Below are 24,686 nucleotides of genomic sequence, written 5' to 3'. Positions count from 1 at the left end.
GCCGGTCCTGTGCTTCCGGCGGGTGGCGACATTACCGCCGGGTAGTGGCAGTTGTGGAGGGGGAGACGCCCATCGTGTTCCAGCCGTTGCCGGTGGTCAGCGGACCCGCGTCGGGCAGCACACCGCCGCTGGGCAGCGTGAGGGTCGGTTCGGGGACGGGAACCAGCGGCGTACCGGACTCCTTCGGGACGACGGCCTCGGGCGACGGGCCGGTGGAGGGTGAAGTGGGCGGCGTCGACGACGTGCGCGAAGGACCAGGGCCCGGCTTCCGGTCGTCCGACGGCTTCGGCGACGAGGGCTTCGGCCTCTTCGGACGGGACGGCTCCGGCCGATCCGAACGGGATCCGCCGGACGCGTCCGGCACCACGCGGTGTCCGGTCAGGTAGTACGCGTACCACGCCTTGACGGTGCGCAGATAGGCGTCCGAGTGGTTGTAGCCCAGGATCGCCCGGTCCAGGTCGGCGGGGTGCGACAGGTCCCGACCGCCCGCGCACAGGTAGCGGCCGGCGGCGAGCGCCGCGTCGTGGACGTTGTTCGGGTCCGCGCGTCCGTCGCCGTTGCCGTCCGCTCCCCAGCGGGCCCAGGTGGACGGGATGAACTGCATCGGGCCGACCGCGCGGTCGTACGCCGCGTCCCCGTCGTAGGCGCCGCCGTCGGTGTCCTCCACGACGGCGAAGGCGCCGCCGGTCAGCCGCGGGCCGAGGATGGGCGTCACGGTCGTACCGTCCCGGGTCACCCGGCCGCTCCGTGCCTGCCCGGACTCCACCTGGCCGATCGCGGCCAGCAGCTGCCAGCGCAGCCGGCAGCGTGGCGCGCTGCGCGCCAGCTCCTCCTCGGCACGCCGGTACGCGGCGAACACACTCGCGGGCAGGGCGCCGCCGACCGTCACTCCCTGTGCCGAGCCCTTCTCCCGCGTCCGCAGCGGGGGAAGACCGGTGCGGTACGGGGTGTCGCCGGACACGCCGAGGTCCTGCTCGGCGGGTGCCGCCCTGGTCGCGGCCTCCGCGGCCTCGGCCGAGACCGCCCTCGGCGCCTGCGACGCGGTCAGCACGGCCATCGCCGCCGCCGCGACCGCCGTACCCCTGGCACCCCTCAGTGCCGCCCCCTTGAGTGCACGCCCTATCACTGTGCAGTCCCCTCCGTGGGTGAATCCGTCGTCTGCTCTACGCGGCCGGAGGGCGGGTCCGTCGCGCGGAATCGGGGGGATCGTGCGGGCGCCCGCTACAACCACGACGGCAAGACCGTCTGGACGGAGCAGCCTCTGCCGCCCGCGGCCGACCACGGACAGCCGCCTGGGCGCCGACTGGCCGGCCCACCGTCGTCGAAGTGCCTCAGGCCAGCCTCTTTGTGTGGCCTTGGGTGGCCGGATACCGTCACATATCGGTTGCATGCTGATGAATTGGATGGGACCCGTGAAGCCAACGGTCTGCCTCAATATGATCGTCAAGGACGAAGCCCACGTCATCCGACGTTGTCTCGAATCCGTACGGCCCTTGATCGACACATGGGTCATCGTGGACACGGGCTCGACCGACGGCACGCAGGACGTCATCCGCGAGGTCTACGGCGATCTGCCCGGCGAGTTGTACGAACGCCCCTGGAAGGGGTTCGACGGCAGCCGCACCGAGGCGGTCGAACTCGCCCGTAGCACGGCGGACTACCTGCTCTTCATGGACGCCGACGACGTGATGGAGGTTGAGTCCGGCTTCCGCCTGCCGGAGCTGGCCCTCGACGCCTACAACATCACCGTGCGGGAGGGCTCCAACATCAGCCGGCGCTCCGCTCTGGTTTCGACGAGGCTGCCGTGGCGGTACATCGGCGTCCTGCACGAATACCTCGACTGCGGTACACGGTGCACTCTCGGGGCGGTCGAAGGCGTGTGTATCCGCATCGTGGGCGGCGGGGGGCGCAGCGTGGGCAAAAGCGTGCGGGAAAAGTATCTGCGCGATGCCGAGATCCTCGAGCAAGGCCTGATCAAGGAGCCCGACAACACCCGTTACGCCTTCTACCTCGCCCGGAGCTGGCACAACGCTCTTGAGCTGGAGAAGGCGCTGGAGGCCTATGACCGCAGGGCGGCCATGGGCGGCTGGGACGAGGAGGTCTTCTGCGCCCACCTGTCCGGCGCACGGCTCGCGGAGAGACTGGAACGGCCGGCGGACGAGGTGATGGACCGCTACCTTCGCGCGCACGAGGCCCGGCCCGCACGCGCCGAGCCGCTCGGCGAGCTCGCGCGCTGGTGCCGGTTCCGCCGACGATGGCCGCTCGCCCACATGTTCGCGGAGCAGGCGTTCCGGATCCCCTACCCCAGCGGTGACCACCTGTCCGTCGAGTCGGACTGGTACGACTGGCGCGCACTCGACGAACTCGCGATCTCCGCCTTCTGGACCGGAGCGTACGAGGAGTCGAAGAGCGGTTGTGAACGCCTGCTCGACGGCGGCAAGCTGCCCGTCGATCAGCGTCGGCGCGTGACCGAGAACCTCGAATACGCCCTCGCGCAACTCAAGTCGGGCTCGGAGCAGCTCGCAGAGGCCTGACGTGGTGCCTCAGCTGATGCGCGATGTACTTGGCGCGGGCTGCCGCCAGTGGGTTGCGCCACGCACAGGGCCGAAGAAGCGAAGAGCCGGGTCTCAGGCCTGCGGCCGTGTCATCGATCAACGTTGCGACCTGAGACTTAGGGGGTTGCGTTCGGATCAGCCCGGGTCCGCGACGCCCGGCACGGCACGGTACCGGACGCCGCGGCCTGATCCGAGCTGATCCGAACGAAACCCCCTACCGCACTACTGGTGCTGGACCGTCTTGAGCGAGTCCAGGTGGGGGTCCGCGCCGGTCGGGCCGGTGCGGGCGACCGTGGCGGGCTGGCCGCCGTTGGTGCGGGCCGCGTAGGTGCTCTGCTGGGAGGCCGTCGTGACGACGCCGTCGTAGTACGGGTGGTACACGAACTGGCTCGCGCTCGCGCTGATCGCGGCGCCCGCGGTGTCCAGCGCAGCCTTGGCGACCGAACCGGTGCCGCCGAACGCGAACACCGAGTTCGTGCTCGCCGACTCGCGCAGCAGGTAGCTCTTGACCTCGCTGGAGAGGCTGTCCTTGGCGGTCCACAGGACGGGGCCGAAGACGTTCATGGCCGCGCCCGCGGAGACCCCGCCGCGCCAGGAGTTGGTGTAGGCGAGCGCCGCCGTGCTCGGCGCGGTCCACCAGAACTTGGCGACGGCGACCGAGGTGGCCTCGTTCGTCGAGCCCGTGATCGGGTAGTACGTGTACGTCGACGGCCAGTTGGAGAAGTGCGTGTGCGTCAGCGCGTACTTCGCCGAGGAACCCACCGTGATGATCATGGTGTTGTTCGGGTTCAGGCTGTTCAGGTACGACTTCACCGACGAGGTCAGCGAGTTGCCGTTGTTGAGCACGACGCTGCCCGCGCTGCTCGTGCCGTCGGCGCCGGCCGCGGAGGCGGCCGCGAGCGCCGAGTGGTAGTCGGTGCCGGTGGCCAGGAAGACGTACTTCGGGCTGCTCGTCACCGACTTGGCGACGGCGACCGAGGTGGCGTAGCGGTCGGTGCCGGACAGCCGCTTCGGGGTGAAGCCGAGCGACGTGACCTGCGAGGAGACCGTGTTGGTCAGGATGGACGTGCCACCGATGAGGTAGACGTTCGAGCCCGGCTTCAGGGTGCGCTTCAGCTCGTTCTTCACCGCGGTCGTCAGGCCGCTCTTGGTGGTGCCGAGGACCGGGCCGTGCTTCTTGCCGGCCAGGGCGGGCGCGGTGAGCGAGTACGCCGAGTCGTCCCGGTTGATCAGGACGGCGGCCTTGGCGTCCATCAGGCCCGGGACCTTGGTGCCGCCGTAGGTGTTCCACGTCCAGCGCGAGGAGGCGATGTTGCTGGCGTAGACGTCGGAGCCCCAGACGCGGCCGGCGGAGTTCTTGCGCAGCGGCTGCCAGCTCGGGTTGCTGCCCTTCGGCGTGCCGGGGACCGCGGTCGTCGCGCCGGTGGCCACGTCGACGTACTCCGTGGTGTGCACGTCGGAGCTGTCGCCGGAGGTGTGGACGTCGGCGATGATCCGGGTGCCGGTCGGCGACCAGGACGGGTTCGCGTAGCCGCGGCCGTCGACGGTGATCTGCTTGACGTCGGTGCCGTCGGCGTTCGCGGTGAAGAGCCGGCTGAGCCCGCCGCCGACGTTGCGGACGAAGGCGAGCTTGGTGCCGTCCGGGGAGAACGCGGGCTGCGCGGCGTCAGTGAGGACGCGCTTGACCGTGTTCGCGGACGAGTCGTAGACCCAGACGCCGTCGTTGTCGTAGCAGCCGTAGTTGATGCGGCGGGAGAAGGCCATCAGGCCGTGCGGGCTGACCGTCGGGTCCTCGTCGCAGACGGTGGACGGCTCCTGGGCGGCCGACAGCAGGGGCTTGGGGGCCCACGAGGCGTCGGAGGGGCCGTAGACGAGCTGGCCGCCGGTGGAGTAGACGACGTACCGGCCGCCCCACCAGAAGGCGATGTCCTTCTGTTCGGCGCTGGAGCGCACGCCCGCCGCCCAGGGCAGGCTGAAGCGCGAGCTGCCGTCGGGCCGTTCGCTGGCGAGCTGGCCCCATTCGGAGACGATCCGGCTGCCGTCCGGGGCCCAGGCCGCGTAGCTCCCCATGTGGGTGCCCACCTGGGTGGCGGTTCCGGTGGCCGGATCGACCAGCGTCGGGCCGTCGGTGAGGATCTTGCCCTCGGTGCCCGGCCAGGGCCCGGCGTCGTCCGCGGCGGCGCCCGGAGCGCTCGCCAGGGTGCCCACCGCGGCGAGTGCCGCCGCGGTCGCGAGCGCCGCGGCACGGCGGCGCGTGAACAGTCTCAAGTTGTCGACCCCCCATGGATCACGAACACAGGCCCCGCACAGGGGCTGAGCAACTGTAGATCCCACCGAGACGCATGGGAACAGAGTTTCGGGGGAAGGGGATTGCGTTTCGCATGCGGCCGCGCGACCCAGCAGCTGCCGCTTCCGCTCGTTGCGCGCGAGGCCCACGGCCCGGACGAACTCCTCGCGCGCCTCCGCCGTACGCCCGCGCCGGGCGAGCAGGTCGCCGCGGACACTGGGCAGCAGGTGGTAGCCGGCGAGGGCGGGCTCGGCGGCGAGGGCGTCGACGATCGCGAGCCCCTGCCGCGGCCCCTCGGCCATCGACACGGCGACCGCGCGGTTGAGCTCGACGACGGGTGACGGGGCGGCGCGGGCGGCGAGCAGCCCGTACAACGTCGCGATGCCGCCCGCTGCGCCGGCACCGGATGCGGCAGTCGGCAGCACGCGCCGAGGCAGGGGAGCGGTGGCAGGAGTCGGGGTACGTCTTCACGACCCGCACCGGGCGCCAGGTCGGGCCGCGGAACGTCTACCGGTCCTTCACCCGCGTCGCCGAGTCCGCCGGCCTCCGCGTGATCCGGGCTTCAGCCCTCAGGGGACGCCAAGGGGTGGGGCCGGTCGCCGTGGTCGCTGTATCCAGCTGCTGTACAGCAGGATCCCCTGGTGGGGGTGACGGCATGGAGCGGGAACTACTCGAACGGCTGCTCGCTGCGAACTATGGGCGGGAAATGCCGAGCAGAGAGTCTGCCAGCTCGGAAACGTGTCGGGCCTGGTCGGCGGACAGCCGTCGCGCCTCCCACAGCAGCGCCGCGGTGTCCACGACCTCCGGGGACGGAGAGGGTGGCTTCACAGGCAGAATGACGCCCGTCAGGGCGGCCAGTTCACTGGCGCCGATCCCCAGCACGGCAGCGAAGTCCGTCACCAAGCGCGGGGTCAGCTCCTTACGACCGGAGCCGATCACGCCGTACGTGGCCGCCGAGAGGTATGTAGGCGTCACGAACGCAAGCGTCTCCGCCATGCCCATCCAGTTCAGGTTGCGGTACTGAAGCATGCGGATCACCCAAGCGCCTGGTCCGCCGGCGAGGGGTAGGAGCGGCTTCGGGGTGAAGCTGGATCGCCGTTCGTCCTGCGGCAGTGAGCGGATCAGCCGCAGAAGTTCACGGCGTCCCGCCGTGGGGAGACGCACTGCATCCGTCACTGTGCTCGCCACCCACTTCGCGGCCGTGGCGTCCAACGGTGCCATATCTTCAGGGACCGCCAACCCCGCGAGGATGAACAGATCGACGGCGTGGAAACCCAGTGCGGACGCAAGCCCTCGGAGCGGCCTCTCGCCTGGGCTCTCCCCAGAGAGCACCGCGCGGATCTCGTCTGCGGTCACCTCAGCCCGGTCGGCCAACTCCTGCACGCCAAGGTGTCTGTCGTCCAGCAACCGCGCCAGCATCGCGCCGAAGCCAGGATGCTTGATCATGTCCGCAGCCTAGCCAGAGGCGCGGACCCCAACCCCGGCATGCCCACGCGGTCGGTGGAGCGACCTTGGCCGGGAGCTGCTTCGGCGCGAGTGATCATGGCCCCGTAAGCTTCCGGCGCGTCGGGCACTCTGTGGACCTGCCCGGTAAAGCACGACGTTGGGGCCGTGATCTTCGAGGCTCGCGCCAAGGTGGCTGGCTGAAGTCGCGGAGCCGACCGCCCCAGCCGCGACGTGTTCTGACCTCATGCCCCGTGTGCCCGCCCGGAGGAGCGAAGCGACGACGGGTGCTTGATGATCCGCAAGGCGCGGGGTGATGTGGATTCCTAGTGGACTTTGTGGCACGGGCGTGGCACGGCCGTGATCACGCGAAAGGGCCAGTTCGAGAGGATCAAGCCTCTGAACTGGCCCTTTGTCTTGTGCCCCCGGCAGGATTCGAACCTGCGACACCCGCTTCAGGAGTTCGATCGCCCTGTGGCGCGGCCTCCCGAAACGAGGCTCGATGGCCGCTCGTCGCTCCGGCTGCGGCCGCTCCAGTCCACGACTGTTCACAGCCGTTGATGTCAGCTGCTGATGTCAGCCCGACGCCCTATGTGCTGATGGGCAACCCTCGTGCTCGATGGCACGCTTGGGCTCGCAGTTCCTTGAGACGGCCGTGGAAGGGGTTGTGGCGGTTCTGGTCGAGGTTCAGCGGCAGGTCGAGTTGCGAGATGAGCTCAGACTCCACGGTCCAGGGTTCACTCTGCTCGATCCAGCACACTCGCGCGTTCTCTGCCATCCACTGGCTGAGGACTGCTTCGCCAGCCTTGCCGAAGGTCATGCGCTTGCCGCTGCCCACGCGACGCAGTTCAAGCCCGAGTAGGCATCCGAGGGTAAGCCGCAGTGTCGAGTCGGCCGCGTTGCCCCGGTAGTGGTACCGCACGCGTTTGCGCAGATTCTGCGTGCTGGTTCGGTGCCCGGCCCGCGCACACGGCGGGGCCGGTGGTACTCGCTGACAGCGATCCTGCTGGTGTGTGCCTGTGCGGTCGTCTCGGGAGCGAGGAGCATCGACGAGCTCGCGGAGTGGGGCCAGCCTCCTGACGGCAGCCCGGTTCGCGGTCGCTTCCGCGGCTCAGCAGCCCTGCCGTACCGCAGAAAGACCCTGGGGTATCTGATCTGTCACATTCACCTGCCGCGGCTCGTCTCCCTCATGGGAACGCGATACGGCACCGTAAGAAGACCAAGCCATCAGTCGCGGACGCCTGCGGCATCCCGCAAATCCGGCCGGGACGCCGCCTGGTCGCGCAGCCGCGCCCGCAGGGGCCTTTCGGGCTGGCGCCCGCACAAAGTTGTTCAACTAGTGTGAGGTCATATTTCAGTGATGCCTTCTGAGCCCTTCGTCGAAGCCTACTTGCTGCGTCTCGGCTTCACCCTTGACGAGGACCGCAAGCCCTCGGCCGCCGAACTGCGGGCGCTGCACAGGGCCCATGTCGAGCGGGTGCCATGGGAAACCCTGGAAATCCACCTGGGTCGGCCGACGACCGTGGACCCCCATGAGTCGATAGCCAGGATCCTGCGTGGGCGGGGCGGGTACTGCTTCCATCTCAGTGGCGCCTTCGCCACTCTGCTGACCGCTCTGGGCTACGACGTCACCTGGCACCGGGGCGGGGTGCACTCGGACGCCGGCTCGCAGCCGCCCGGCGCCACCGGTGGACACCTCGTGCTCACTGTGGACTGCGACGGCCAGACCTGGGTCGTCGATGTCGGTCTCGGCGGGGTTTTGTACGAGCCGATTCCCTTGCGTGCGGGCAGTTACCGGCAGGGACCCTTCACATACGGGCTGCGGCCGTCAGAGGTTGAGCCGGGCGGCTGGCGGCTCGACAACGACGAGCGCGGGCATTTCGCGGGCATGGACTTCACATTGGCGCCCGCCGCACCGGCGGACTTCGCCGAGTGCCATGCGGTGAAGTCCACGTCGCCGGACTCGCAGTTCGTCCGGATCGCAGCGGCAATGCGACGGCGCGCGGACGGCGTCGACCAGCTCCGGGGCTGCGTGCTGACCAGCATCGACGCCACCGGCCACGCGCGGCGGGAGCTTTCCACCGCAGACGAGTGGTTCGGCGTCCTGGCCGGCACCTTCGGCATTACCTTGGACGAAATCGACCCCGCGGAGCGCATCGCCTTGTGGGAGAAGGTACGCATCGCCCACACGGCTTGGCGGGCAAGCCGCGCCGAACAATCCGTCTGACACCAGGTCAACGCCCCCGAGCCGCCAGTTCCTGACGCAACCGGGCCGGTGTAATCGGCCCGGCGGGCGCGTTGACTTGTCCGAGGCCCTCTCTCCGGCCCGCCGCGCTCATCTATCAGCACCTCGTCAACGGGCGCGATCACGAGATCGCCGACTACGTGGACGGTCGGATCAGGAAGGTGAAGCGGCCTCCGTGCGATCCATCTGGCATGTAAGTGGCACGGCGGCTCTCAACGGCCGAGAATGATCGAGGCCCAGGTTCGCGGACTCCCACCCGCTGACCTGGGCCTTTCTCGTGTCCTGAGACTGGCGGGCGCGGACGGTTTCGAACCGCCGACATCCGCCTTGTAAGTTCGCTCCGAAGTCCGTATTGGCGTTGTGAACTGCCGCCCGTTCCACCGGACGAGGGTGCATGTGTACGCGCTCGTCCGGTGTCGTTGATGAAGCTCCTATAGGCCGTCAAGCGGTCTCGATGAGTGGCTTCGGTGAGGTGTGTTGGCCGGTGAGGTGCTTGTAGACCTCGCGGGCGATGAAGCGTTTTAGGCAGCGCAGGATGTCCTTCTTGGACATCCCTTCGGTGGTGCGGCGGGCGACGTATTCCTGGGTGCGTTTGTCGTAGCGCATGCGGACCAGCGGGATCATGTGGAGTGCGTGGTTGGCCCGGCGGTCGCCGCCGCGATGGAGACGGTGCCTGTTGGTGCGGCCCGAGCTGGCTGGGACGGGTGCCGCTGCGCACAGGTGGGCGAAGGATGCCTCCGAGGTCAGTCGCTCGGGATTGTCACCCGCGGTGATCAGGAGCTGGGCGGCGGTCTCGATGCCGACACCGGGTAACGCGACCAGCTCAGGTGCTGCTTGGGTCATCAGTGTCTTCAGTTCGGCATCGGCATCGTCGATCTCTGTCGTGAGGTACTGGTGGCGGCGGGCCAGGCGCCGCAGGGCGACCCTGATCGCGCAGGCCGGGTCGCTGGTCTGTGCGCCGGGGCGGGAACGGGCCAGGTGCTTGATCAGCTCGGCTGGGGCCAGGGCGCGCAGCTGTTCGCGGACTTCGCTGGGCGCGGTGATGATGAGGGTGCGGATCTGGTTGATGGTCTGTGTGCGGGCCTTGACGGCCGAGCGGCGGACCACCCGTAGGGAGCGGACGGCTTCCACGATGCCGTCGCGGGCCTTGGGTGTGCCGCTTGCCCGGCCGGTGAGGACGGCTGTTGCGGCGGCGAAGGCGTCGATGGGTCGGACTTGCCGGCTGTCCTGCGGGCTCGGCGGTCGGGGCGGTCCACCTCGATCACGGTGACGTGGTTCTGCCGCAGGTGCCGGGCGAGTTCGCAGCCGTAGGCTCCGGTGCCCTCGACGCCCACGGCGATGAGGTCGCCGTGGGAGCGGAGCCAGTTCAGGAGCCGGTGATAGCCGTCGGGCGTGGTGGGAAAGGCCTGGGTGGCCAGGTGCTGGCCGATGGAGTCGATCACGGCGGCTTGGTGGAAGTCGGTGTGGGTGTCGACACCGACTTCCACCGCTGTCTCGTCTGCCATGCTGATGACGCTGTCCTTCCGTGCGATGCATGAGGGATGGCACGCGCCGGTCGGGCGGGAGGACAAGACTGTGATGGGACCTTTGGCCGGGCTCCTATGAAGTCACAAACGCCCGACCGGCCGCGCGCGGACGGCACCGCCCGAAGCGGCCGACAAATCATCAACAGGACAGCATGCGTCGGTCAGTCGGAGGGTCAGACCCCTTGGACGGTGCCATCGCCATCCTCACAGTCAGATCTGGATGTCAGAAGGGGGGACCTACCGAATTCGGTAGGTCCCCCCTTCTGAACTGGTGCCCCCGGCAGGATTCGAACCTGCGACACCCGCTTTAGGAGAGAGGATGGGTGATCTCGGGCCTGAGCTGTGACTTCGCTGGCCGAGGAAGTGAGCAGCTACTCGGCCGCAGGGCACCGGTGTTGACCGTGACTGGCCGCTGCATCTGGCACCGTTGTGGCACGAACCTCAGCTGACGATAGTCAGCCATGATGGCGGGGACGCCGGGCCTTACAGAGCAGCTTCGCTATGTAGCTCGATTTTGGCAGCGCGGACGAAGTGTGTTTCCGCCTCGCTGAATTGTTGCTCGGCATCGGCATGTGCGCTGCTGAGCATTGGAGGACGAGACCGGAACCCCTCCAGGAGGGCTCCGAACTCCTCGTCGTTCAGAGCATCCGGTGGCAACGCGGTCTGAGCCTCCTGGCAGCACCGCATCGCCACTCGGGCTTCATGAGTATCCAGCCCACCCAGCTCATCGGGTTCTGAGGAGCTTGCAGAGCGGAGACGGCCCAGGGCAACTAGTGCCTGCATGAGTTCCTCAGCAGCAGCCCTCACACTCGGCGATTGATCATCCATCATTCGGCCGAGTCTGCCCAGCGCTCTCTCGTAAATGGCCTGCTTACCGAAGTAATAGGCCATCCTCTGAGCGGCGTTGGTCATTCCCGCGGCAGGAGCGGCTACGTCATCAGGACCTTCCAACTCGATGATTGTTTGGGCTGCCTTGAGGGTCGCCAGAGCGTCGTCGATAGCGGCCTTCCCGGCTCTGATGCTCTCCGCTGACAGATCTCCCTCACTGTCCATGACGAATCGCTCACCTAGTTCCTTTGTGCGATTCGCGGCGAGGAGGAATGAGGCGTATGCCTCACGTTGGATACCACGGCGCCACTGCAGGTGAGCAGCGTTCGCTTCGGCGCGAACGGCGTCCAACGCTGCACGGTATGCGGACCTTGCCTGAGCCAACCCCGCCTCGCTGGTGGCCTCCGCCGTGCGCAAGCCGGCCTTCATCTGCCATCGGCCGATGAGCATGCTGGCGGGAATCCCAATGAACGCTACTGCGGCCGCGGACAGGGCGGCTATTCCTTCAAGGTCCATGCTGGTCATGGTGCCGCAACTGTAGGGCGTGGTTGCACGATTTAGGTCGGCGGAGCGGCTTTGGGGTGGCGCTGCTTTGGCGCGAGTGATCACGGCCCCGTAAGCTTCCTGTGCGTCGGGCAGTCATCCCCTGACTCTGCCGTCCGCAGCTACTTCGCCCAGTGGGGGTGAGCAGCCTGTCAGTTCTCACTGCCGAGGAGATCGACGCCCTCAGACCAAGCCTTCGGGGCTTCACGGCTGCGAGCATGCCAGCTCATGGAAGCCGCCAGAGCAACACCCTGGGCTGGCAGATCACCGACTGCTGCGCCATGTTTTTCAAGGCCGAGGGCAGCGGCCCCCGGCCTTGACGCGCGAGTAGCTCCGTGTCGCCCTGTGGTGGTACGCGGTCGACAAGGACTGCCGCTTCATCTACCGCAGGGGCGTCTTACAGAGGAGAGCAAGACAGTTGATACGGAGGGTTCAGTGAACGACGAGATCAACATGCGAGCGGTGGCACTTGCCCGGTTTGGCGTGCTTGGCAACTATGCGGAGCTGAGGGCCGCGTTGCTGGTCGGTGCGAGTCTGGCCACCGTCCTGGGTCTTGCCGGGGATCTTGGTTACCTGTGTTTTCGCTGCTCAGAGGCGGTGGGCTCGTACGCTTAGCCGTCGTCATTGGTCGTCATTGGCCGCTGTCGAGCAGCGTCGGACGGCCCAGAGACGGCCCAGCTTCGGCCCGGCTCGACTGACGGCCGGCGCCGTCGACACGCCCCGTCTGAACCTCAGCCGACGACAGTCAGCCACGGCGGCGGTGCGCCCCGACCGACCACGCACGCGTATGCCCCGCTCCGCCCCCACGGGCCTCGGTCACGCCGTCGGTGCCGTCGACCAGAGCACGCCGTGACGGCCGGCCCGTGACGACAGGGCCCCGGCGTGTTGCGGCCAAGGGGCTCGCATACCTTCACGTCATGGACTTCAACATCACCGCGGGGGAGGAAGTCGTCGTGTTCCACGTGGCGAGCCTCGTCCAGGATGGCCTCTTCCCCACGGATGACGACTTGGCGGAGGAGCTGGGTGAAGAGGTTCGCTCAGTGCTGCGATCGCTCCTGGGCAAGGGTTGGCTTGTGGTTGACGAGGATCGTGAGCTGGCCTTGTCCACGATCGCGCGGCATGTCGTGTCCAGCCGCAGGGATGCCGAGGGGCCGCAGGCGTAGCAAGAGAGCTTGCGGTCGACCTGGTTCGTCTGTCGCTCTGCCAGCGGGGTTGCCACGACCCGTCATGTGGTGAAGCGACCGGCTGTGGCAACCGCTGCCTTGTAAGGGAGGACGTAGCCGGTGGCGAGGGTGCCCAGGTCAGTTCGGCCGTAGCGCCAGTCCAAGCGAATGGTGCATCTCGACTGTGGCGGACCGTCGTTGACCGTGATTGACCGCACGATGTGGCACGGCTGTGGCACGTTCGGAACGGCCGAGCGCTCAGAAGGCGCCTGGTGCGTTCACCTGGAATCGGCCCGTGGCCTGGGCAATCACGCGCGCCGGGGACGGGCTGCCACTCGACTTCGACGCGCATTCGACACGGCCTAGATCACTCGTAGATCGTCGCCGCTTGCAGGGCTCGTGCGAAGAACCTCCAGTCACCGCTGGCCGGCACCTTGCGGCCGGTGTTGCTGTACCAGCCGTCCGCGTCGTCGATCCATGCCGCCAAGGCCTCCAGGAAGCTCGGGAGGTCCGCGTTCTCCCATGAGCTTCCGTCCTCGGCGTGGCTGCGATGCAGCGAACGAACGAAGGCGGCGAGGTCATCTCTGTTGTCGACGTGCTCGGGAGAAGTAGTCACGAGCGGACCCTACTTGGCACACCAGCCCTGGGCCCGGTGAGCGCCGCCTTGTAAGTTCGATCCGCCCTCGCTCCAGGTGCTGCTGATGGCTGGTGTGACGGCCAGGCGGATGCGTTGCTGTGCACGCCCGTCCAACACCGTTGATGCCAGCCGTGGATGTCGGAGGGCTCGCCCAGAAGTGTTATGCCGGAGCGTCCGTGGGTGGCGGGGTGGACTCCAGTCTCTCGACGTCACCAATCAGTTCGCGCACGCTCCCATAGCGATGGGCGACATCATGTGCCGCACATTTCCGCACGATCTGACTCAGCGCATCATCTTGGGACATCAGGGCCTCTCTCCCGGTGAAGATATAGGAAAGCACCCAGCCGATCGAGTAGATTTCGTTGCGTACGCCGTAGTCCTTGAAGTTCGCCAGGAGGGGGTCTCGATAAGTTCCCCGCATCTCTGTCTTTGTTCGTGTGAACTCGGAATTCTTGTCCTTGGCGAGGCCGAAGTCTGACAACTTTACAAGAACAGCCCCACCGTTGAAGGTCTTCACTAGAACGTTCTGGAGGCTGACATCGCGATGAAGCAGCCCTTCGCTATGGATGTAGTTGACGCCGTAGAGGAATTGCAGCGCAATTCTCTTCCGCGATGAAAAGGGCAGCGTATTGTTGCGCTTTTTGATGTACTTGCGGAGCGTGGACTCGCAAAACTCCATTAGGTATTCATTTCGGGTTTCGTCGTACTGGAATACCTCGACTATGTACGGAAATCTAAGGCGCTTGAGGATCTCGAACTCTTGCTGGAACCGATGAAGATCCCGTTCGCTCAAGTCCTTATTGGCGCGCTTGACGGCGAATTTGATTCCATAGTCAGGATCGGCGAACGAGAAAACCTTGGCGTACGAGCCTTCACCTATCAGCTGCAGCTGGGTGCGCTGACTGGACTTCTTCAGTTTGATCTCCGTTTCTGGGCGCGAAAAAACTGGCTCGTATTTGACAATGGCAATCTGCTCGAAGTCGTCCGGGATGGTGCTGCCCCCGCTGCGTTCCAGCCAAGACTGGCAGCTCTTTATTGCGCCTACATAGGACTCCGCGAGGTGCGCCTGCATTCCGGCATGCTTGAGAGACTCGAGGAAGTTTGTGATTTCCTTGATGAGCGCGAACATCCCCCTGCTTGGCTCGGCCCAGTAGTGGCGGGTCGTCTCCGCTCTGTCGTTAATGGATTCGAAATGCTCGTTTAGTCGTTCGTGAAGGCTAGCGAAGGCACGGCCGAATTGAGGATCGCTCGCGTATAGACGCAGAAAAGCATTCGAAACTTTTGTTTCCGCGTAAGAATTTGAGAGGTCGGCCAGCATCAACTCGGTGGGGTCGATCATTTTGTTATCCTCCTGACGGTTGCTTTTCGCTTGCCTTCCTCTTTTGGTGCCTAGTCAGGTTAAGGTTTTTTTGGGGCTTGCGGGGTGAGAATCCGAGAAAAGGGCAAGACGGGGCGACCCGCTCACGACTCGCCCCAGCTCCCATCCCGTCCGCCGTCGACCCACATGTCTGTGGAGCGGGCGTGGTTCATGGCGTCCAGGTGGAGCGCGCCACTGTACGAACGACCTGGACGCCATGGGCCGCGTCTGCTCGGCTCTGCCTGGGTCGATGGCGGACGGGATGGGAGCCCACAACCCCTCGCCACCCATGGGCCCGCAGTCGGGAACGGCGCCCCTTCCATCCCGGTGCCGGCCGATCCCTCGCCGGAGGCATCGTCTGTGACTCGCGGATAACGTCCCGCCCTTGCCCGCATACACGCAGCGCGCCGCCGGGCGCGGCCAGCCGGGGCGCAGACAGGAGGCAGGCCGCGCCGCAAAGGCGGCGCGCGCCCGCGCCGTGCGCGGGACTGCGGTGCGTTCGAGAGTGTCGAGGCTGCTCAGGCGGCGTTGGATGGGTGGGTGCGGGAGTACAACTCCGAGCGGCCGCATCAGGCGTTGGACATGCAGTCTCCGGGAGACCGGTTCACGTCGGTTCCCGAACAGGAGCGGGACGTGCTGGGCGTGCGGGTGCCTGCCGTGCTCGCGCTGGTGCCGCAGCAGCGGACGCCTCCTGGGGAGCCGGATCCGGCCGAGGCAGTGCCCGTTCCTGCGGGCCCGCCTGAGCTGGCCCCGGAAGCGGTGCCGGTGGAGCACGGTGGGCCGGTAGAGTTCGAGCGGGTGGTGCCTGCGAGTGGGAATCTGCAGGTCGCGGGCAAGCAGTTCTGGCTCGGTCCGGCCCGCTCAGGGCTGACGGTGACGTTCTGGGCCGACACCTCGGTGATCCATCTGCTGATCGCCGGGACACGGATCAAGACCGTGCGTTCACACCTGTCCGTCTCTGATCTAGCGATGCTGGCGGCCCGGGGCGGACGCGCGGCCGGACCGGCACCGCTGCCGGCCGGTGACGGAGCGGCGTTCGAGGTGGACCGGGTCGTGAACAACAGCGGTCTGGTGGGCCTGGGCGGGCATCAGGTGCTGGCGGCGGAGATCTTGGGCGGCCGCCGGGTGGGTATCCGCGTCGACGACGAGACGCTGTCGTTCTTCGACCCCTCCTCGCGGGAACTGCTGCGGGTGCGGCCCAACCCGCTCAGCCCCGAGGAGGTCCAGCGTCTGCGCGGCCTGCGGCCCGCAGGCCCGCCGCCAAGGCCGCGAGTGGAGCCGGTCCGCGTGCAGCGGCGGATCAGCGCGACGGGCACGGTCATGGTCTGCCGCCAGGTCGTCTCGCTGGGACGGACGTACGCGGGACAGACGGTGACCGTGCACGTGTCGGAGACGACGATCACCGTCGAACTGGACGGCCAGGTCCGCGTCATCCGGCGTACCACCGACGTCCCAGTCCGCAACGTGAAAGCGAACAAACCCCGTGAAGTCTCCGATGTTGTCTAGGCCCACCGTCAAGCATCAGCTGAGACCAGAACGTCAAGCATCACCTGGGACTAGACAGCCAGCGGCGGCCGTCAGGTGTCTCCCTCAGGCCGCGTCCGCCCCCAAACGAGATGCGACCGAGTGGCGCCCTGGGACCTCTCGGGCGACCGTGTTCGGACCATTGCTGACCCTCGGCGCCATGATCCGTGACGGTGAGGGAGACCTCTCCGACCAGGACGGCAACGACTGAACCCGGACGTAGTGGCACGCGAGTGGCACGGCGCCGAACACGGCGAAGGGCCAGCTCGGGAGGAAACCCCTCCTGAGCTGGCCCTTCTGTCTGTGCCCCCGGCAGGATTCGAACCTGCGACACCCGCTTTAGGAGAGCGGTGCTCTATCCCCTGAGCTACGAAGGCGGGGTTCTGGCGGATCATGGTCCGGGCGTCCGGGTCTGATTCCGACAGAGCTTTCGGTGGCGCGGCCGGGGTGCGGCTGTGCCACCGCCCACAGTGTAGCGGTTGGTGATCCGACGGCCGGGGGGACTTTCCTGGGAGAGGGGTCGGTCCGTTCGGAGAGGGCTGCTGACCTGCGGAAAGGCGCACTTCGCGGGTGTGGGGCCGTGGGGGGCGGCAGGGTGTTCCGGTGTCGCCCACGGCTCCCCGCGGAGGGGCGCTCAAGGACCCGACAGCGCCGGGCGGACCAGTTGGATCATGCGGGTCAGGCGCTGTTCGGCCGACTCGCGGGAGCTGAACGGGCTTTTGCCGAAGGCGAGTTCGGTGTGTGTGCGGGTCAGGGACGAGGTGCCGGTGATCAGGGACATCATGAGGGTGGCGGCCGGGCGGACGTCCACGCCGGGCAGCAGGGAGCCGTCGGTCCTGGCGCGACGCAGGGTCCGGTAGAGGCTGCCGAGCCAGTTGAGGTGACAGTGCACCGACGGGTCGTCCGGTGTGTCGATCTCCTGGGTGAGCCGGGTGCCGGCGCGCACGACGACGTCGGTCTCCAGGAGGCGGACGAGCGTGTGGGCCATGTCGACGGCGATGTCGAAGCCGGGTCCCCGCCGCTCCGCCTGCTGGGCGAGGAGGGCGCCCGACGCGGTGCAGGCCTCGGCCTGGACGGCGCGTGCGAGGTCGGACTTGGCCGCGAAGTGGAAGGACAGCGCGCCCTTGGTCACCTGGGCGAGTTCGCTGATCACCAGCAGCGTGGCGCGCTCGTAGCCGACCTGGTCGAAGACCGTGGAGGCCGCTCGGATCAGGTTGCCTCTGGTTCGCCCGGACCTCTCCTGCTTCACCACGACGCAACCACCCGGACGCTCCTTGTCACTTGGCAGCCTCTTGTCCTTCGCAGGCGACGCTAGAAACCAACTTTCCGGTTTGTCAACGGGGCCGGGGCGTGGAGATCATCTTCACGACATGGCGTCAACCTGCGGGTTTCGCAGATGAGTTGAGTGGGCCGCGTTTGATCGATGTCGGTCGTGAGGTGCCAGGAAGTGAAGAAAAAAACCGCGCGGCCGGTTTTTGAAGCCGGGCACCGCGAGGGGATCCTCCGCCGAGAGGCGTTCGCCATCCAGGGGCGTCAGCCACCCGGTGGGCGCCGAGGGGACGACAGGCGCCGGGAGGAGGTCGGGCGCCAAGAGGCCGTCGGATGCCGCGAGGGTGCCGGGCGCCGAGCCGAAGTCAGGCGCCGAGCGTGCCGGACGCCCCGGCCCGCAGCGGCCGGTGCGCGTGGCCGAGCGCCGTCGTCGCGGGATCGGTGACCCCCTCCGGACGGACCCGCGCCAGCGCGCCCGGGTGCGCGACGGACGGCAGCAGATGCCGCCAGAGCACGGCGACACGGTCCCGCAGATCGGCCCGCCCGGTGAGCGCCTGGGACACCAGCTGTACGCCGGTGAAGGACGCCACGACGAACTCGGCGGTCTCGACCGGGTCGACCTGCGGAAGGACCTCGCCCGCCGCCTTGCCCTCGGCCAGCAGCCGGGCGGTGAGCTCGAACCAGCCGCCCCACGGATGGGTCCCGTCGACGAGGACCCCCTCGATGGACAGCCGACTGCCGGCCCGGGCGAGCGGGTCGTGGCGCAGCGCGTACGCGAACTGGTGGGTGATGTCGACGGCCGACTGGAGGGGCGAGCCGTGCTCCGGCACGGTCACCAGCGCGGTCTGCTCGTCGATGACCGCCCGCGCGAGATCGGACTTGGCCGCGAAGTGGAAGTACAGGGCGCCCTTGGTGACGTTCGCCCTGTGCAGGATCTCCGAGATCGCCGCGCGCTCGTAGCCGCGGTCGGCGAACACGCACGCGGCGGCTTCCACTATCGAGCGGCGGGTCTGCACCGCGCGAGCTTGTCTGGCCATCTCTCCCCTTCCGGGAGGTGCGTGCGTGCCCGGCGGGCGCCACGCAGGACCGCCGTGCAGCAGAAGGGGGCTCACCCTACCGGCCGGTCTGTTTCTCCGGCACGGAGTCGACCGCCACGGGTCGCGCCCGGAGTCAGCTGAGCGGTACCCGCCGGAAGCGGCCCGCGACGCGCAGTTCCGCCTCGATGCGGCCCGCCGTCGCGTGCAGCTCGGGCAGCACGTCGCGGACGCAGGCCTCGGTGCTGCGGCGGCTGCTGTGCATGGCGACGTTCACCGCGGCCACGACCCGCCCGTCGCGTCCGCGCACGGGGACGGCGATGGACCGCAGGCCCTCCTCCAGCTCCTCGTCGACCAGGGCGTATCCGGTGTCCCGTACGCGCGTCAGCTCGGTCTCGAAGCGTTCGGGGTCGGTGAGGGTGTGCGGGGTCAGCGGGCGCAGTTCGGGACGGGGGGCCCGGGGCCGGTCGGCCAGCATCACGCGGCCCAGCGAGGTCGGGTACGCGGGCAGCCGGGTCCCGACGGTGATGTTGACGCTCATGATGCGGCTGGTGGCGACGCGCCCGACGTACTGGATCTCGTCGCCGGTCAGGATCGCCAGCGACACGGAGTCGTGCAGTTGCTGGGAGAGTTCGGTCAGGTGAGGGGCCGCGATGTCGGGCAGCGTGGTCCGTGACAGCGGTGGGAAGCCCAGACCCAGGACGCGCGGGGTGAGCCGGAAGACCCGGCCGTGGGCCGTGACGTGGCCGAGGTGTTCCAGGGTGATCAGGGCGCGGCGGGCGGTCGCGCGGGCGAGGCCGGTGGCCTGGGCGACCTCCGTGAGCGTCAGCTCGGCGCGGCCCTCGCCGAAGGCGGTGATCACGGTCAGGCCGCGGGCCAGCGACTCGACGAACTCCCGCCCCAGCTCCTGCTTGGAGGCGCCGGTCCAGGCGGCGAGCCCCGCGGGGGAGCCCGGCGCGTTCCGGTCGGCGGGCGGCGCCTTCTGCAGCTCCTGCTCCATCGCGGCCACGGCCGCGCGCAGCCGCGGCAGCAGTGTGTTCCGCAGCCCGTCCACGGTGTGCCGGCTGGTGTGGCTGACCACGCTCACCACGCACGCGATCCGTCCCGACTCCCGCACGGGCATGGCGAGGGCGACGAGTCCGGGCTCGATGAGCTGGTCGTCCAGGGCCCACCCGTCCTCCCGGGCGCGGAGGGTGCGGAGTTCGAAGTCGTCGCCGACGGCGGCGGGCCGCGTGGTCGGGGGCGTGGCGTCCGGTTCCCGTCCGGTGTCCTCGATGGGCCGGCTCCGGGCCGGTACGGCGGGGAATCCGCGGTCCTCCGGGTCGGTGCTGCGGCGTTCGCGCCAGCGCGCCCAGTCCGCCTCGTCCCACTCGGTGGCGAACAGCGGTCCGGGCGCGGTGCGTTCGGCGGGCAGCAGGTCGCCGATGCGGAAGCTCAGGGACATGGCGCGGCGCCGGGTCGCCTGGTGGATGAAGCGGATGCCGTCGCGGTCGCCGACGGCGAGGGAGACCGACTCGTCGAGTTCGTCGGCGAGCGCGTCGGCGTGCGCGTCCAGGAGGCGGGGGAGCCGCAGGGCGGCGAGGTAGGCGTTGCCGAGTTCCATCAGACGGGGGGCGAGCACGGCGTCCCGGCCGTCGAGGCGTACGTATCCCATGCGGGCGAGGGTCGCGGTGATCCGGTCGACGGTGGAGCGGGCCAGTCCGGTGGCCCGTTCGAGTCCGCTCAGGCTGGACGTCCCGTCCGCCTCGGTCAGCCGCCGCAGGACGGCGATGCCGCGGATCAGGGGGGCGACGGCCTCGGCGGGCACGGCCGCAGCCGCAGCGCCGGCCACGGGTCCGGCCCCGGCGGACGACGTCCGGGACCCGGGTCCCGACCCGGTTGCGTTCCCGGCCCCGGGGGCCGGTGCGACGTTCGATGGCATGGGCTCTCCGTTGCGGATCTCAGAAGAGACACCGTAGTGCTTGCCGGGCCGTATCAGCAGGTCGGCGACGGGCGCCGCCCGCGGCTCAGCGCCGGGTGACGGCGATGTGGTACTCCCCGGACAGGTCGGCGGAGGCGACCCGGACCGTGACCCCCGTCTTGGGGTCCTTGAAGGTCTCGCCGGGGGCGAACGGTGCGTCGGAGAGCTCCGCGTGCACGTTGGGGGAGCGGGTGCAGCCGCCGCTGTCGCGCTGGGAGTCGTACACCGTGACGGGGCCGTTCCCGGTGTCGACGCTCGCGTCGACCTTGTAGATGAGGATGCCGGGGCGGCAGACCTCGGAGTCGTTGCCGCCCCGGGTGCGCAGTTCGAGGGCGTAACCGGTCTTGGGGCTGATGGGGATGAAGACGAGCTTGTTGCCGCCGCGCCGGGCCAGCGGGGTGAGCGTGTACTCCGTGGTGCCGGGTATCGCCGCGCAGCTGACCTGCGAGTCGTCGAGCCAGCCGAGCTTCCACTTGTGCCAGCCGAGCAGGTCGTTGTCGGCGCCCCAGTCCTCGCTCATGATGTCCCAGTGCCCGACCGCGCCCCCGCCGTCCTGGGTGTAGAGGTCGGGGAGGCCGAAGGTGTGGCCGTTCTCGTGGGGGAGCACCCGGTAGCCGGTGTCGGCGTAGGAGCCGGAGCCGTCGTCCTGGCGGCTGTAGACGAAGGACGCGTTGGAGACGGGGACGCCGTCGGCTATGGGCGCGTCGCCGTTGCCGGCGAAGGTCACGGACAGGACGGTGTCCAGGGCGGAGGGCCCGGCGTTCGGGGTGACCAGGACGTTCAGGATGTCGTAGTCGCGGAAGTCGACGGTGGGGTCGGCGGCGGTGACGATGTCCTGCACCAGCTCCCGGTACCCGGGGTCGAAGGGCGCGCCGCGCTCTATGCCGTAGTCCTTGAAGGTCTTGGGCATCCGCAGCCAGTGCGTGATCGGCGTCTCGGGGCGGTAGTCGAGACGGCCGTACGAAGCGGTGCGGAACCAGTCCCGCGTCTTGGGGAAGAACTCGCCGTAGCGGTCCATCGCGCTGCCCTTGCCGGGCGCGTCGGAGAAGTCGATCATCAGGGTGAGGGCCCGGACGGTGCCGGTGGAACGGGCGTAGCCGGCCGTGGTGGGGACGCCTTCCCCCATCTGCACGCTCATCGCTCCGTTGATCATGCAGGGGCCGAGTGCCGAGGTGCGCGCCAGCGCGATGGATCCCGCCGCTGTGGATCCCGCTGTGAGGTGCCCGGTGCCGGCGGAGGTGCTCACCGCCAGCGTGAGGACGGTCACCGAGGCGAGGGCGGCCACGCGGCGCGGGCGTATCCGGCGGCGGCTGGTCGGCTGCATGCATGGGCCTCTCGCTCCACGGCAGCCGCCGGTTTCTGGCTGCACCCTTGCGATCACCCTGTGCCGACCACCCGGCGGGCGCGCGCTGGACGAGCCCGATCGGGTCGTCGGCCCGGGATGCCGGGGGCGTCCGCGGATCCTAGGAACGTCCCTCTTCAGAAGCGGTGCGGCGCGCGCGGCGTCGGGCCCGCGCGAGACACGCGCCGGCAGCGGACGGAGGGCCGGCGCGCCGCGCGGCAGGGGTCGTACGGAGGGCTCGTGTCAGGCGTCCGGCGGCAGCGGGGCGCGGCCCGTGCGCGGCCCCTGGCGACGGCCGGACAGAGGTGTGGCGCAGGTCACATCAAGACGGGGAAATAACCGGGGATCGTTTCCCCGTTTAGCCCTGTGTCCGAGCGAAACGGGGAGCGAATCCCCGGATCGCGATCCGAACTTCCAGCGACTCCGAGGAGCACACCGTGGACACCGCCACCCCCGTGCAGCGCCGAGTGGCCCGGCCGCGCGCCGATGCCCTGCGCAACCGGGAGCGGATCGTCGCCGCCGCCCGCGAGATGTTCGTCGAGTTCGGCCCCGAGGTGCCGTTCGACGAGATCGCGCGCCGGGCCGGCGTCGGCAACGCCACGGTGTACCGCAACTTCCCCGACCGCGACGCCCTCGCCCGCGAGGTCGTCTGCGCGGTGATGGACCGCACCTCGGAGTGGGTCGAGCAGGCGCTCGCCGAGGGCGGCGACGCCTTCGAGACGCTCAGCGGCTTCGTGCACTTCGCCGCCGACGAGCGGATCGGCGCGCTGTGCCCGATGCTCTCCGAGAGCTTCGACCAGCATCACCCCGACCTGGTCGCCGCGCGCGATCGGGTCACCGAACTCATCACGGAGCTGATGTCGCGCGCCCGCGAGGCCGGACAGCTGCGCCCCGACGTCGAGTTCGGCGACCTGATGATCGCGCTCAGCCAGCTCACCCGGCCACTGCCCGGCACCGCATGCCGTGGCATCGACCGCTTCGTACACCGCCATCTACAGCTGTTCCTGGACGGCATGCGGGCCCCGGCCCGCTCCGTACTGCCCGGAGTGGCCGCCACCGTGGAGGACATGCGCCGAGCGTGACCGACGATTCCACCCTCGCATCGACGGGTTGACCATCGCATCGATGAGTTCGGCGCACCGCGCCGGTCAGTACTGACAGCCGGTAGTTCCCTCCGGAACTTCCAGTAGTTCCTCCCGGAACGTCCCGTCAGTCCCCTGCCAAGCTTCCCGGCCGTCAACGATGACGAGCCGTCCCTTTCTCTCGACCTTTTTTCGACACGAAGTCCCGGAGTGGGTATCCCCATGTCAGAAACAGGAACGCCGGCGCTCGCCGCCGACGCCAATTCCAACCGCTGGAAGGCGCTCGCGTTCATCGCGCTCGCCCAGCTGATGGTCGTCCTCGACGCGACCATCGTGAACATCGCCCTGCCCTCCGCCCAGCAGGACCTGGGGATATCGGACGGCAACCGTCAGTGGGTCATCACCGCCTACGCCCTCGCCTTCGGCGGTCTGCTGCTCTTCGGCGGCCGCATCGCCGACCTGTGGGGCCGCAAGCGCACCTTCGTCACCGGCCTGATCGGCTTCGCCGGCGCCTCCGCCCTCGGCGGTGCCGCCCAGGGCGAGGCCCTGCTGCTCGGGGCCCGTGCCCTCCAGGGCGCGTTCGGCGCGCTACTCGCGCCCGCCGCGCTCTCGCTGCTCGCCGTGATGTTCACCGACGCCAAGGAGCGCGCCAAGGCCTTCGGCATCTACGGTGCGATCGCCGGTGGCGGTGGCGCCGTCGGCCTCATCCTCGGCGGCTTCCTCACCGAGTACCTGAACTGGCGCTGGACCTTCTACGTGAACATCCCGTTCGCGATCGTCGCCGCCGCCGGTGCGTACTTCGTCATCCGTGAGCCGGCCGGTGGCCGCAACCGCTCGCCGCTCGACATCCCCGGTGTCGTGCTGTCCACCCTGGGTCTGGTCTCCCTCGTCTACGGCTTCACCCGCGCCGAGTCCGACGGCTGGAGCGACTCGGTGACCGTCGGCCTGTTCGTCGCCTCGGCGGTGCTGCTCGCGACCTTCGTGCTCGTCGAGTCCAAGGTCAAGGCCCCGCTGCTGCCCCTGCGCGTGGTCACCGAACGCAACCGTGGTGGTGTCTACCTCTCCCTGGGCCTCGCGATCATCGCGATGTTCGGCCTGTTCCTCTTCCTGACCTACTACCTCCAGATCGTGAAGGGCTACTCGCCGGTCAAGACCGGCTTCGCCTTCCTGCCGATGATCGCGGGCATGATCACGGGCTCCACCCAGATCGGCGCCCGGCTGATGACCCGCGTCCCGGCGCGGCTGCTGATGGGCCCCGGCTTCCTGACCGCCGCGGTCGGCATGCTGCTGCTGACGCAGCTGGAGATCGGTTCCTCGTACGCGGGGCTGCTGCTCCCGGCGCAGCTGCTGCTCGGCCTCGGCATGGGTACCGCCTTCATGCCGGCCATGTCCCTGGCCACGACGGGCGTCGAGCCCCGTGACGCCGGTGTCGCCTCCGCGATGGTCAACACCTCGCAGCAGGTGGGCGGCGCCATCGGTACGGCCCTGCTGAACACGATCGCCGCCTCGGCGACCACCTCGTACGTCGCGGACCACATCGCCGGTGCCACCTCCAAGCCGCAGCAGCAGCTCGTCCACCTGCAGGGTCTGGTGAACGGCTACACCAACGCGATCTGGTTCGCCGTCGGCATCCTCGTGGCCGCCGCGGCGATCGCCCTCACCTTCGTCAACGCCGGTCGCCCGGACGTCTCCTCGGCCGCCGGTCAGGGCGAGGGCGTCGAGGACGAGGTGAAGATCCCGGTCGTCGCCCACTGACGGCCGCGCACTCCGGCTGCTTCGCGTACGGACGAGGGGTGGGGACGCCTCGTCCGTACGAACCCCAGGGTCTGCCCCGGCTCCCGAGCACGACGGAGCCGGGGCAGACCCCTGTCCGGCAGGAGCGGCGGGCGCG

General features: G+C 68.8%; 19 protein-coding genes, 1 tRNA gene and 3 pseudogenes. 9 read left to right on the top strand and 14 right to left on the bottom strand.

The annotated features are described in order from the left end of the window. Positions 1 to 31: 31 nt before the first annotated feature. Entirely contained in the window at positions 32 to 1,057 is a 1,026-nt protein-coding gene (locus BKI49_RS16015; RefSeq protein ID WP_095934953.1) for a lytic transglycosylase domain-containing protein, read from the bottom strand. A gap of 331 nt (positions 1,058 to 1,388) precedes the next feature. On the opposite strand from BKI49_RS16015, the gene BKI49_RS16010 reads away from it, so the two are divergent. After that, the gene (locus BKI49_RS16010) at positions 1,389 to 2,534 is read left to right on the top strand and encodes a tetratricopeptide repeat-containing glycosyltransferase (protein ID WP_306453555.1); all 1,146 of its coding nucleotides are present in this window, start codon (positions 1,389 to 1,391) and stop codon (positions 2,532 to 2,534) included. A gap of 243 nt (positions 2,535 to 2,777) precedes the next feature. On the opposite strand, the gene BKI49_RS16005 is transcribed toward BKI49_RS16010, so the two are convergent. The 4 genes and pseudogenes from BKI49_RS16005 to BKI49_RS15985 all read right to left on the bottom strand — a co-directional run bounded on the left by BKI49_RS16005 (position 2,778) and on the right by BKI49_RS15985 (position 7,207). Further along, positions 2,778 to 4,763: a cell wall-binding repeat-containing protein gene (locus tag BKI49_RS16005; protein ID WP_257004814.1), complete on the bottom strand. Its 1,986-nt coding sequence runs from the start codon at positions 4,761 to 4,763 to the stop codon at positions 2,778 to 2,780. A 177-nt stretch (positions 4,764 to 4,940) separates the two neighbouring features. After that, a pseudogene (locus BKI49_RS16000) lies at positions 4,941 to 5,225 on the bottom strand (RNA polymerase subunit sigma-24); the annotation flags it as partial. A gap of 310 nt (positions 5,226 to 5,535) precedes the next feature. Next, entirely contained in the window at positions 5,536 to 6,288 is a 753-nt protein-coding gene (locus tag BKI49_RS35315; RefSeq protein ID WP_095934951.1) for a hypothetical protein, read from the bottom strand. 586 nt (positions 6,289 to 6,874) lie between these two features. After that, a complete protein-coding gene (locus BKI49_RS15985; protein ID WP_095934950.1) occupies positions 6,875 to 7,207 on the bottom strand; it encodes a GIY-YIG nuclease family protein in 333 nt (110 codons plus the stop codon). Here BKI49_RS15985 and BKI49_RS36330 point away from each other — a divergent pair. Continuing rightward, the gene (locus tag BKI49_RS36330) at positions 7,196 to 7,630 is read left to right on the top strand and encodes a transposase family protein (protein ID WP_373557554.1); all 435 of its coding nucleotides are present in this window, start codon (positions 7,196 to 7,198) and stop codon (positions 7,628 to 7,630) included. The two genes, BKI49_RS15985 and BKI49_RS36330, sit on opposite strands and share 12 nt — an antisense overlap. Positions 7,631 to 7,645: 15 nt before the next feature. Next, the gene (locus tag BKI49_RS15975) at positions 7,646 to 8,512 is read left to right on the top strand and encodes an arylamine N-acetyltransferase family protein (protein WP_095934966.1); all 867 of its coding nucleotides are present in this window, start codon (positions 7,646 to 7,648) and stop codon (positions 8,510 to 8,512) included. A 459-nt stretch (positions 8,513 to 8,971) separates the two neighbouring features. Here BKI49_RS15975 and BKI49_RS15970 read toward each other — a convergent pair. Both BKI49_RS15970 and BKI49_RS15965 read right to left on the bottom strand, forming a co-directional pair. Further along, positions 8,972 to 10,035, bottom strand: a pseudogene (locus BKI49_RS15970) (IS110 family transposase). Between the two features lie 504 nt (positions 10,036 to 10,539). After that, positions 10,540 to 11,409, bottom strand: a complete 870-nt coding sequence (locus BKI49_RS15965; protein WP_143658453.1) for a hypothetical protein — start codon at positions 11,407 to 11,409, stop codon at positions 10,540 to 10,542. 453 nt (positions 11,410 to 11,862) lie between these two features. Between BKI49_RS15965 and BKI49_RS15960 the strand changes: the two genes are divergently transcribed. Both BKI49_RS15960 and BKI49_RS15955 read left to right on the top strand, forming a co-directional pair. Next, entirely contained in the window at positions 11,863 to 12,042 is a 180-nt protein-coding gene (locus BKI49_RS15960; protein ID WP_095934948.1) for a hypothetical protein, read from the top strand. A 302-nt stretch (positions 12,043 to 12,344) separates the two neighbouring features. Beyond that, positions 12,345 to 12,590 (top strand): hypothetical protein, encoded by a 246-nt coding sequence (locus BKI49_RS15955; RefSeq protein WP_095934965.1) that lies wholly within the window; start codon positions 12,345 to 12,347, stop codon positions 12,588 to 12,590. Positions 12,591 to 12,957: 367 nt separating this feature from the next. On the opposite strand, the gene BKI49_RS15950 is transcribed toward BKI49_RS15955, so the two are convergent. Next, positions 12,958 to 13,206 (bottom strand): DUF7660 family protein, encoded by a 249-nt coding sequence (locus BKI49_RS15950; protein WP_095934947.1) that lies wholly within the window; start codon positions 13,204 to 13,206, stop codon positions 12,958 to 12,960. Positions 13,207 to 13,387: 181 nt separating this feature from the next. After that, the gene (locus BKI49_RS15945) at positions 13,388 to 14,566 is read right to left on the bottom strand and encodes a protein kinase family protein (RefSeq protein WP_095934946.1); all 1,179 of its coding nucleotides are present in this window, start codon (positions 14,564 to 14,566) and stop codon (positions 13,388 to 13,390) included. Between the two features lie 501 nt (positions 14,567 to 15,067). Between BKI49_RS15945 and BKI49_RS15940 the strand changes: the two are divergent. Continuing rightward, positions 15,068 to 16,090, top strand: a pseudogene (locus BKI49_RS15940) (integrase core domain-containing protein); the annotation flags it as partial. Between the two features lie 322 nt (positions 16,091 to 16,412). Here BKI49_RS15940 and BKI49_RS15935 read toward each other — a convergent pair. Next, a tRNA-Arg gene (locus BKI49_RS15935) sits at positions 16,413 to 16,485 on the bottom strand. 257 nt (positions 16,486 to 16,742) lie between these two features. Continuing rightward, the gene (locus BKI49_RS15930) at positions 16,743 to 17,360 is read right to left on the bottom strand and encodes a ScbR family autoregulator-binding transcription factor (protein WP_179332465.1); all 618 of its coding nucleotides are present in this window, start codon (positions 17,358 to 17,360) and stop codon (positions 16,743 to 16,745) included. 98 nt (positions 17,361 to 17,458) lie between these two features. Here BKI49_RS15930 and BKI49_RS35835 point away from each other — a divergent pair, with 98 nt between their 5' ends. Further along, on the top strand, positions 17,459 to 17,587 hold the full coding sequence (locus BKI49_RS35835) for a hypothetical protein (protein WP_257004810.1): 129 nt from the start codon (positions 17,459 to 17,461) through the stop codon (positions 17,585 to 17,587). A 155-nt stretch (positions 17,588 to 17,742) separates the two neighbouring features. Here BKI49_RS35835 and BKI49_RS15925 read toward each other — a convergent pair whose 3' ends face one another. The 3 genes from BKI49_RS15925 to BKI49_RS15915 form a co-directional block, all read right to left on the bottom strand. Further along, positions 17,743 to 18,414, bottom strand: coding sequence for a ScbR family autoregulator-binding transcription factor (locus BKI49_RS15925; RefSeq protein WP_095934944.1), 672 nt, complete (start codon positions 18,412 to 18,414; stop codon positions 17,743 to 17,745). A 133-nt stretch (positions 18,415 to 18,547) separates the two neighbouring features. Continuing rightward, a complete protein-coding gene (locus tag BKI49_RS15920) occupies positions 18,548 to 20,332 on the bottom strand; it encodes an IclR family transcriptional regulator domain-containing protein (protein ID WP_095934943.1) in 1,785 nt (594 codons plus the stop codon). A gap of 85 nt (positions 20,333 to 20,417) precedes the next feature. Next, positions 20,418 to 21,695, bottom strand: coding sequence for a M6 family metalloprotease domain-containing protein (locus BKI49_RS15915; protein WP_095934942.1), 1,278 nt, complete (start codon positions 21,693 to 21,695; stop codon positions 20,418 to 20,420). A gap of 455 nt (positions 21,696 to 22,150) precedes the next feature. On the opposite strand from BKI49_RS15915, the gene BKI49_RS15910 reads away from it, so the two are divergent. Then, positions 22,151 to 22,795, top strand: coding sequence for a TetR/AcrR family transcriptional regulator (locus tag BKI49_RS15910; protein ID WP_095934941.1), 645 nt, complete (start codon positions 22,151 to 22,153; stop codon positions 22,793 to 22,795). Positions 22,796 to 23,017: 222 nt separating this feature from the next. After that, positions 23,018 to 24,550, top strand: coding sequence for an MFS transporter (locus BKI49_RS15905; RefSeq protein WP_095934940.1), 1,533 nt, complete (start codon positions 23,018 to 23,020; stop codon positions 24,548 to 24,550). Positions 24,551 to 24,686: the final 136 nt, after the last annotated feature.

Source organism: Streptomyces sp. Tue6028 (genome assembly GCF_002300165.1).
Taxonomy (GTDB): Bacteria; Actinomycetota; Actinomycetes; order Streptomycetales; family Streptomycetaceae; genus Streptomyces; species Streptomyces siamensis.
The sequence above is the reverse complement of the archived record's forward strand: the minus strand, read 5'-3'. Positions and strand labels throughout refer to the sequence as shown.

Excerpts from the sequence above, each read along its gene's own strand:
- BKI49_RS16015 (WP_095934953.1), bottom strand. The coding sequence starts at position 1,057 with ATGGCCGTGCTGACCGCGTCGCAGGCGCCGAGGGCGGTCTCGGCCGAG.
- BKI49_RS16010 (WP_306453555.1), top strand. The coding sequence starts at position 1,389 with ATGCTGATGAATTGGATGGGACCCGTGAAGCCAACGGTCTGCCTCAAT.
- BKI49_RS35315 (WP_095934951.1), bottom strand. The coding sequence starts at position 6,288 with ATGATCAAGCATCCTGGCTTCGGCGCGATGCTGGCGCGGTTGCTGGAC.
- BKI49_RS15975 (WP_095934966.1), top strand. The coding sequence starts at position 7,646 with ATGCCTTCTGAGCCCTTCGTCGAAGCCTACTTGCTGCGTCTCGGCTTC.
- BKI49_RS15965 (WP_143658453.1), bottom strand. The coding sequence starts at position 11,409 with ATGACCAGCATGGACCTTGAAGGAATAGCCGCCCTGTCCGCGGCCGCA.
- BKI49_RS15955 (WP_095934965.1), top strand. The coding sequence starts at position 12,345 with ATGGACTTCAACATCACCGCGGGGGAGGAAGTCGTCGTGTTCCACGTG.
- BKI49_RS15945 (WP_095934946.1), bottom strand. The coding sequence starts at position 14,566 with ATGATCGACCCCACCGAGTTGATGCTGGCCGACCTCTCAAATTCTTAC.
- BKI49_RS15925 (WP_095934944.1), bottom strand. The coding sequence starts at position 18,414 with ATGGCCAGACAAGCTCGCGCGGTGCAGACCCGCCGCTCGATAGTGGAA.
- BKI49_RS15920 (WP_095934943.1), bottom strand. The coding sequence starts at position 20,332 with ATGCCATCGAACGTCGCACCGGCCCCCGGGGCCGGGAACGCAACCGGG.
- BKI49_RS15915 (WP_095934942.1), bottom strand. The coding sequence starts at position 21,695 with ATGCAGCCGACCAGCCGCCGCCGGATACGCCCGCGCCGCGTGGCCGCC.
- BKI49_RS15905 (WP_095934940.1), top strand. The coding sequence starts at position 23,018 with ATGTCAGAAACAGGAACGCCGGCGCTCGCCGCCGACGCCAATTCCAAC.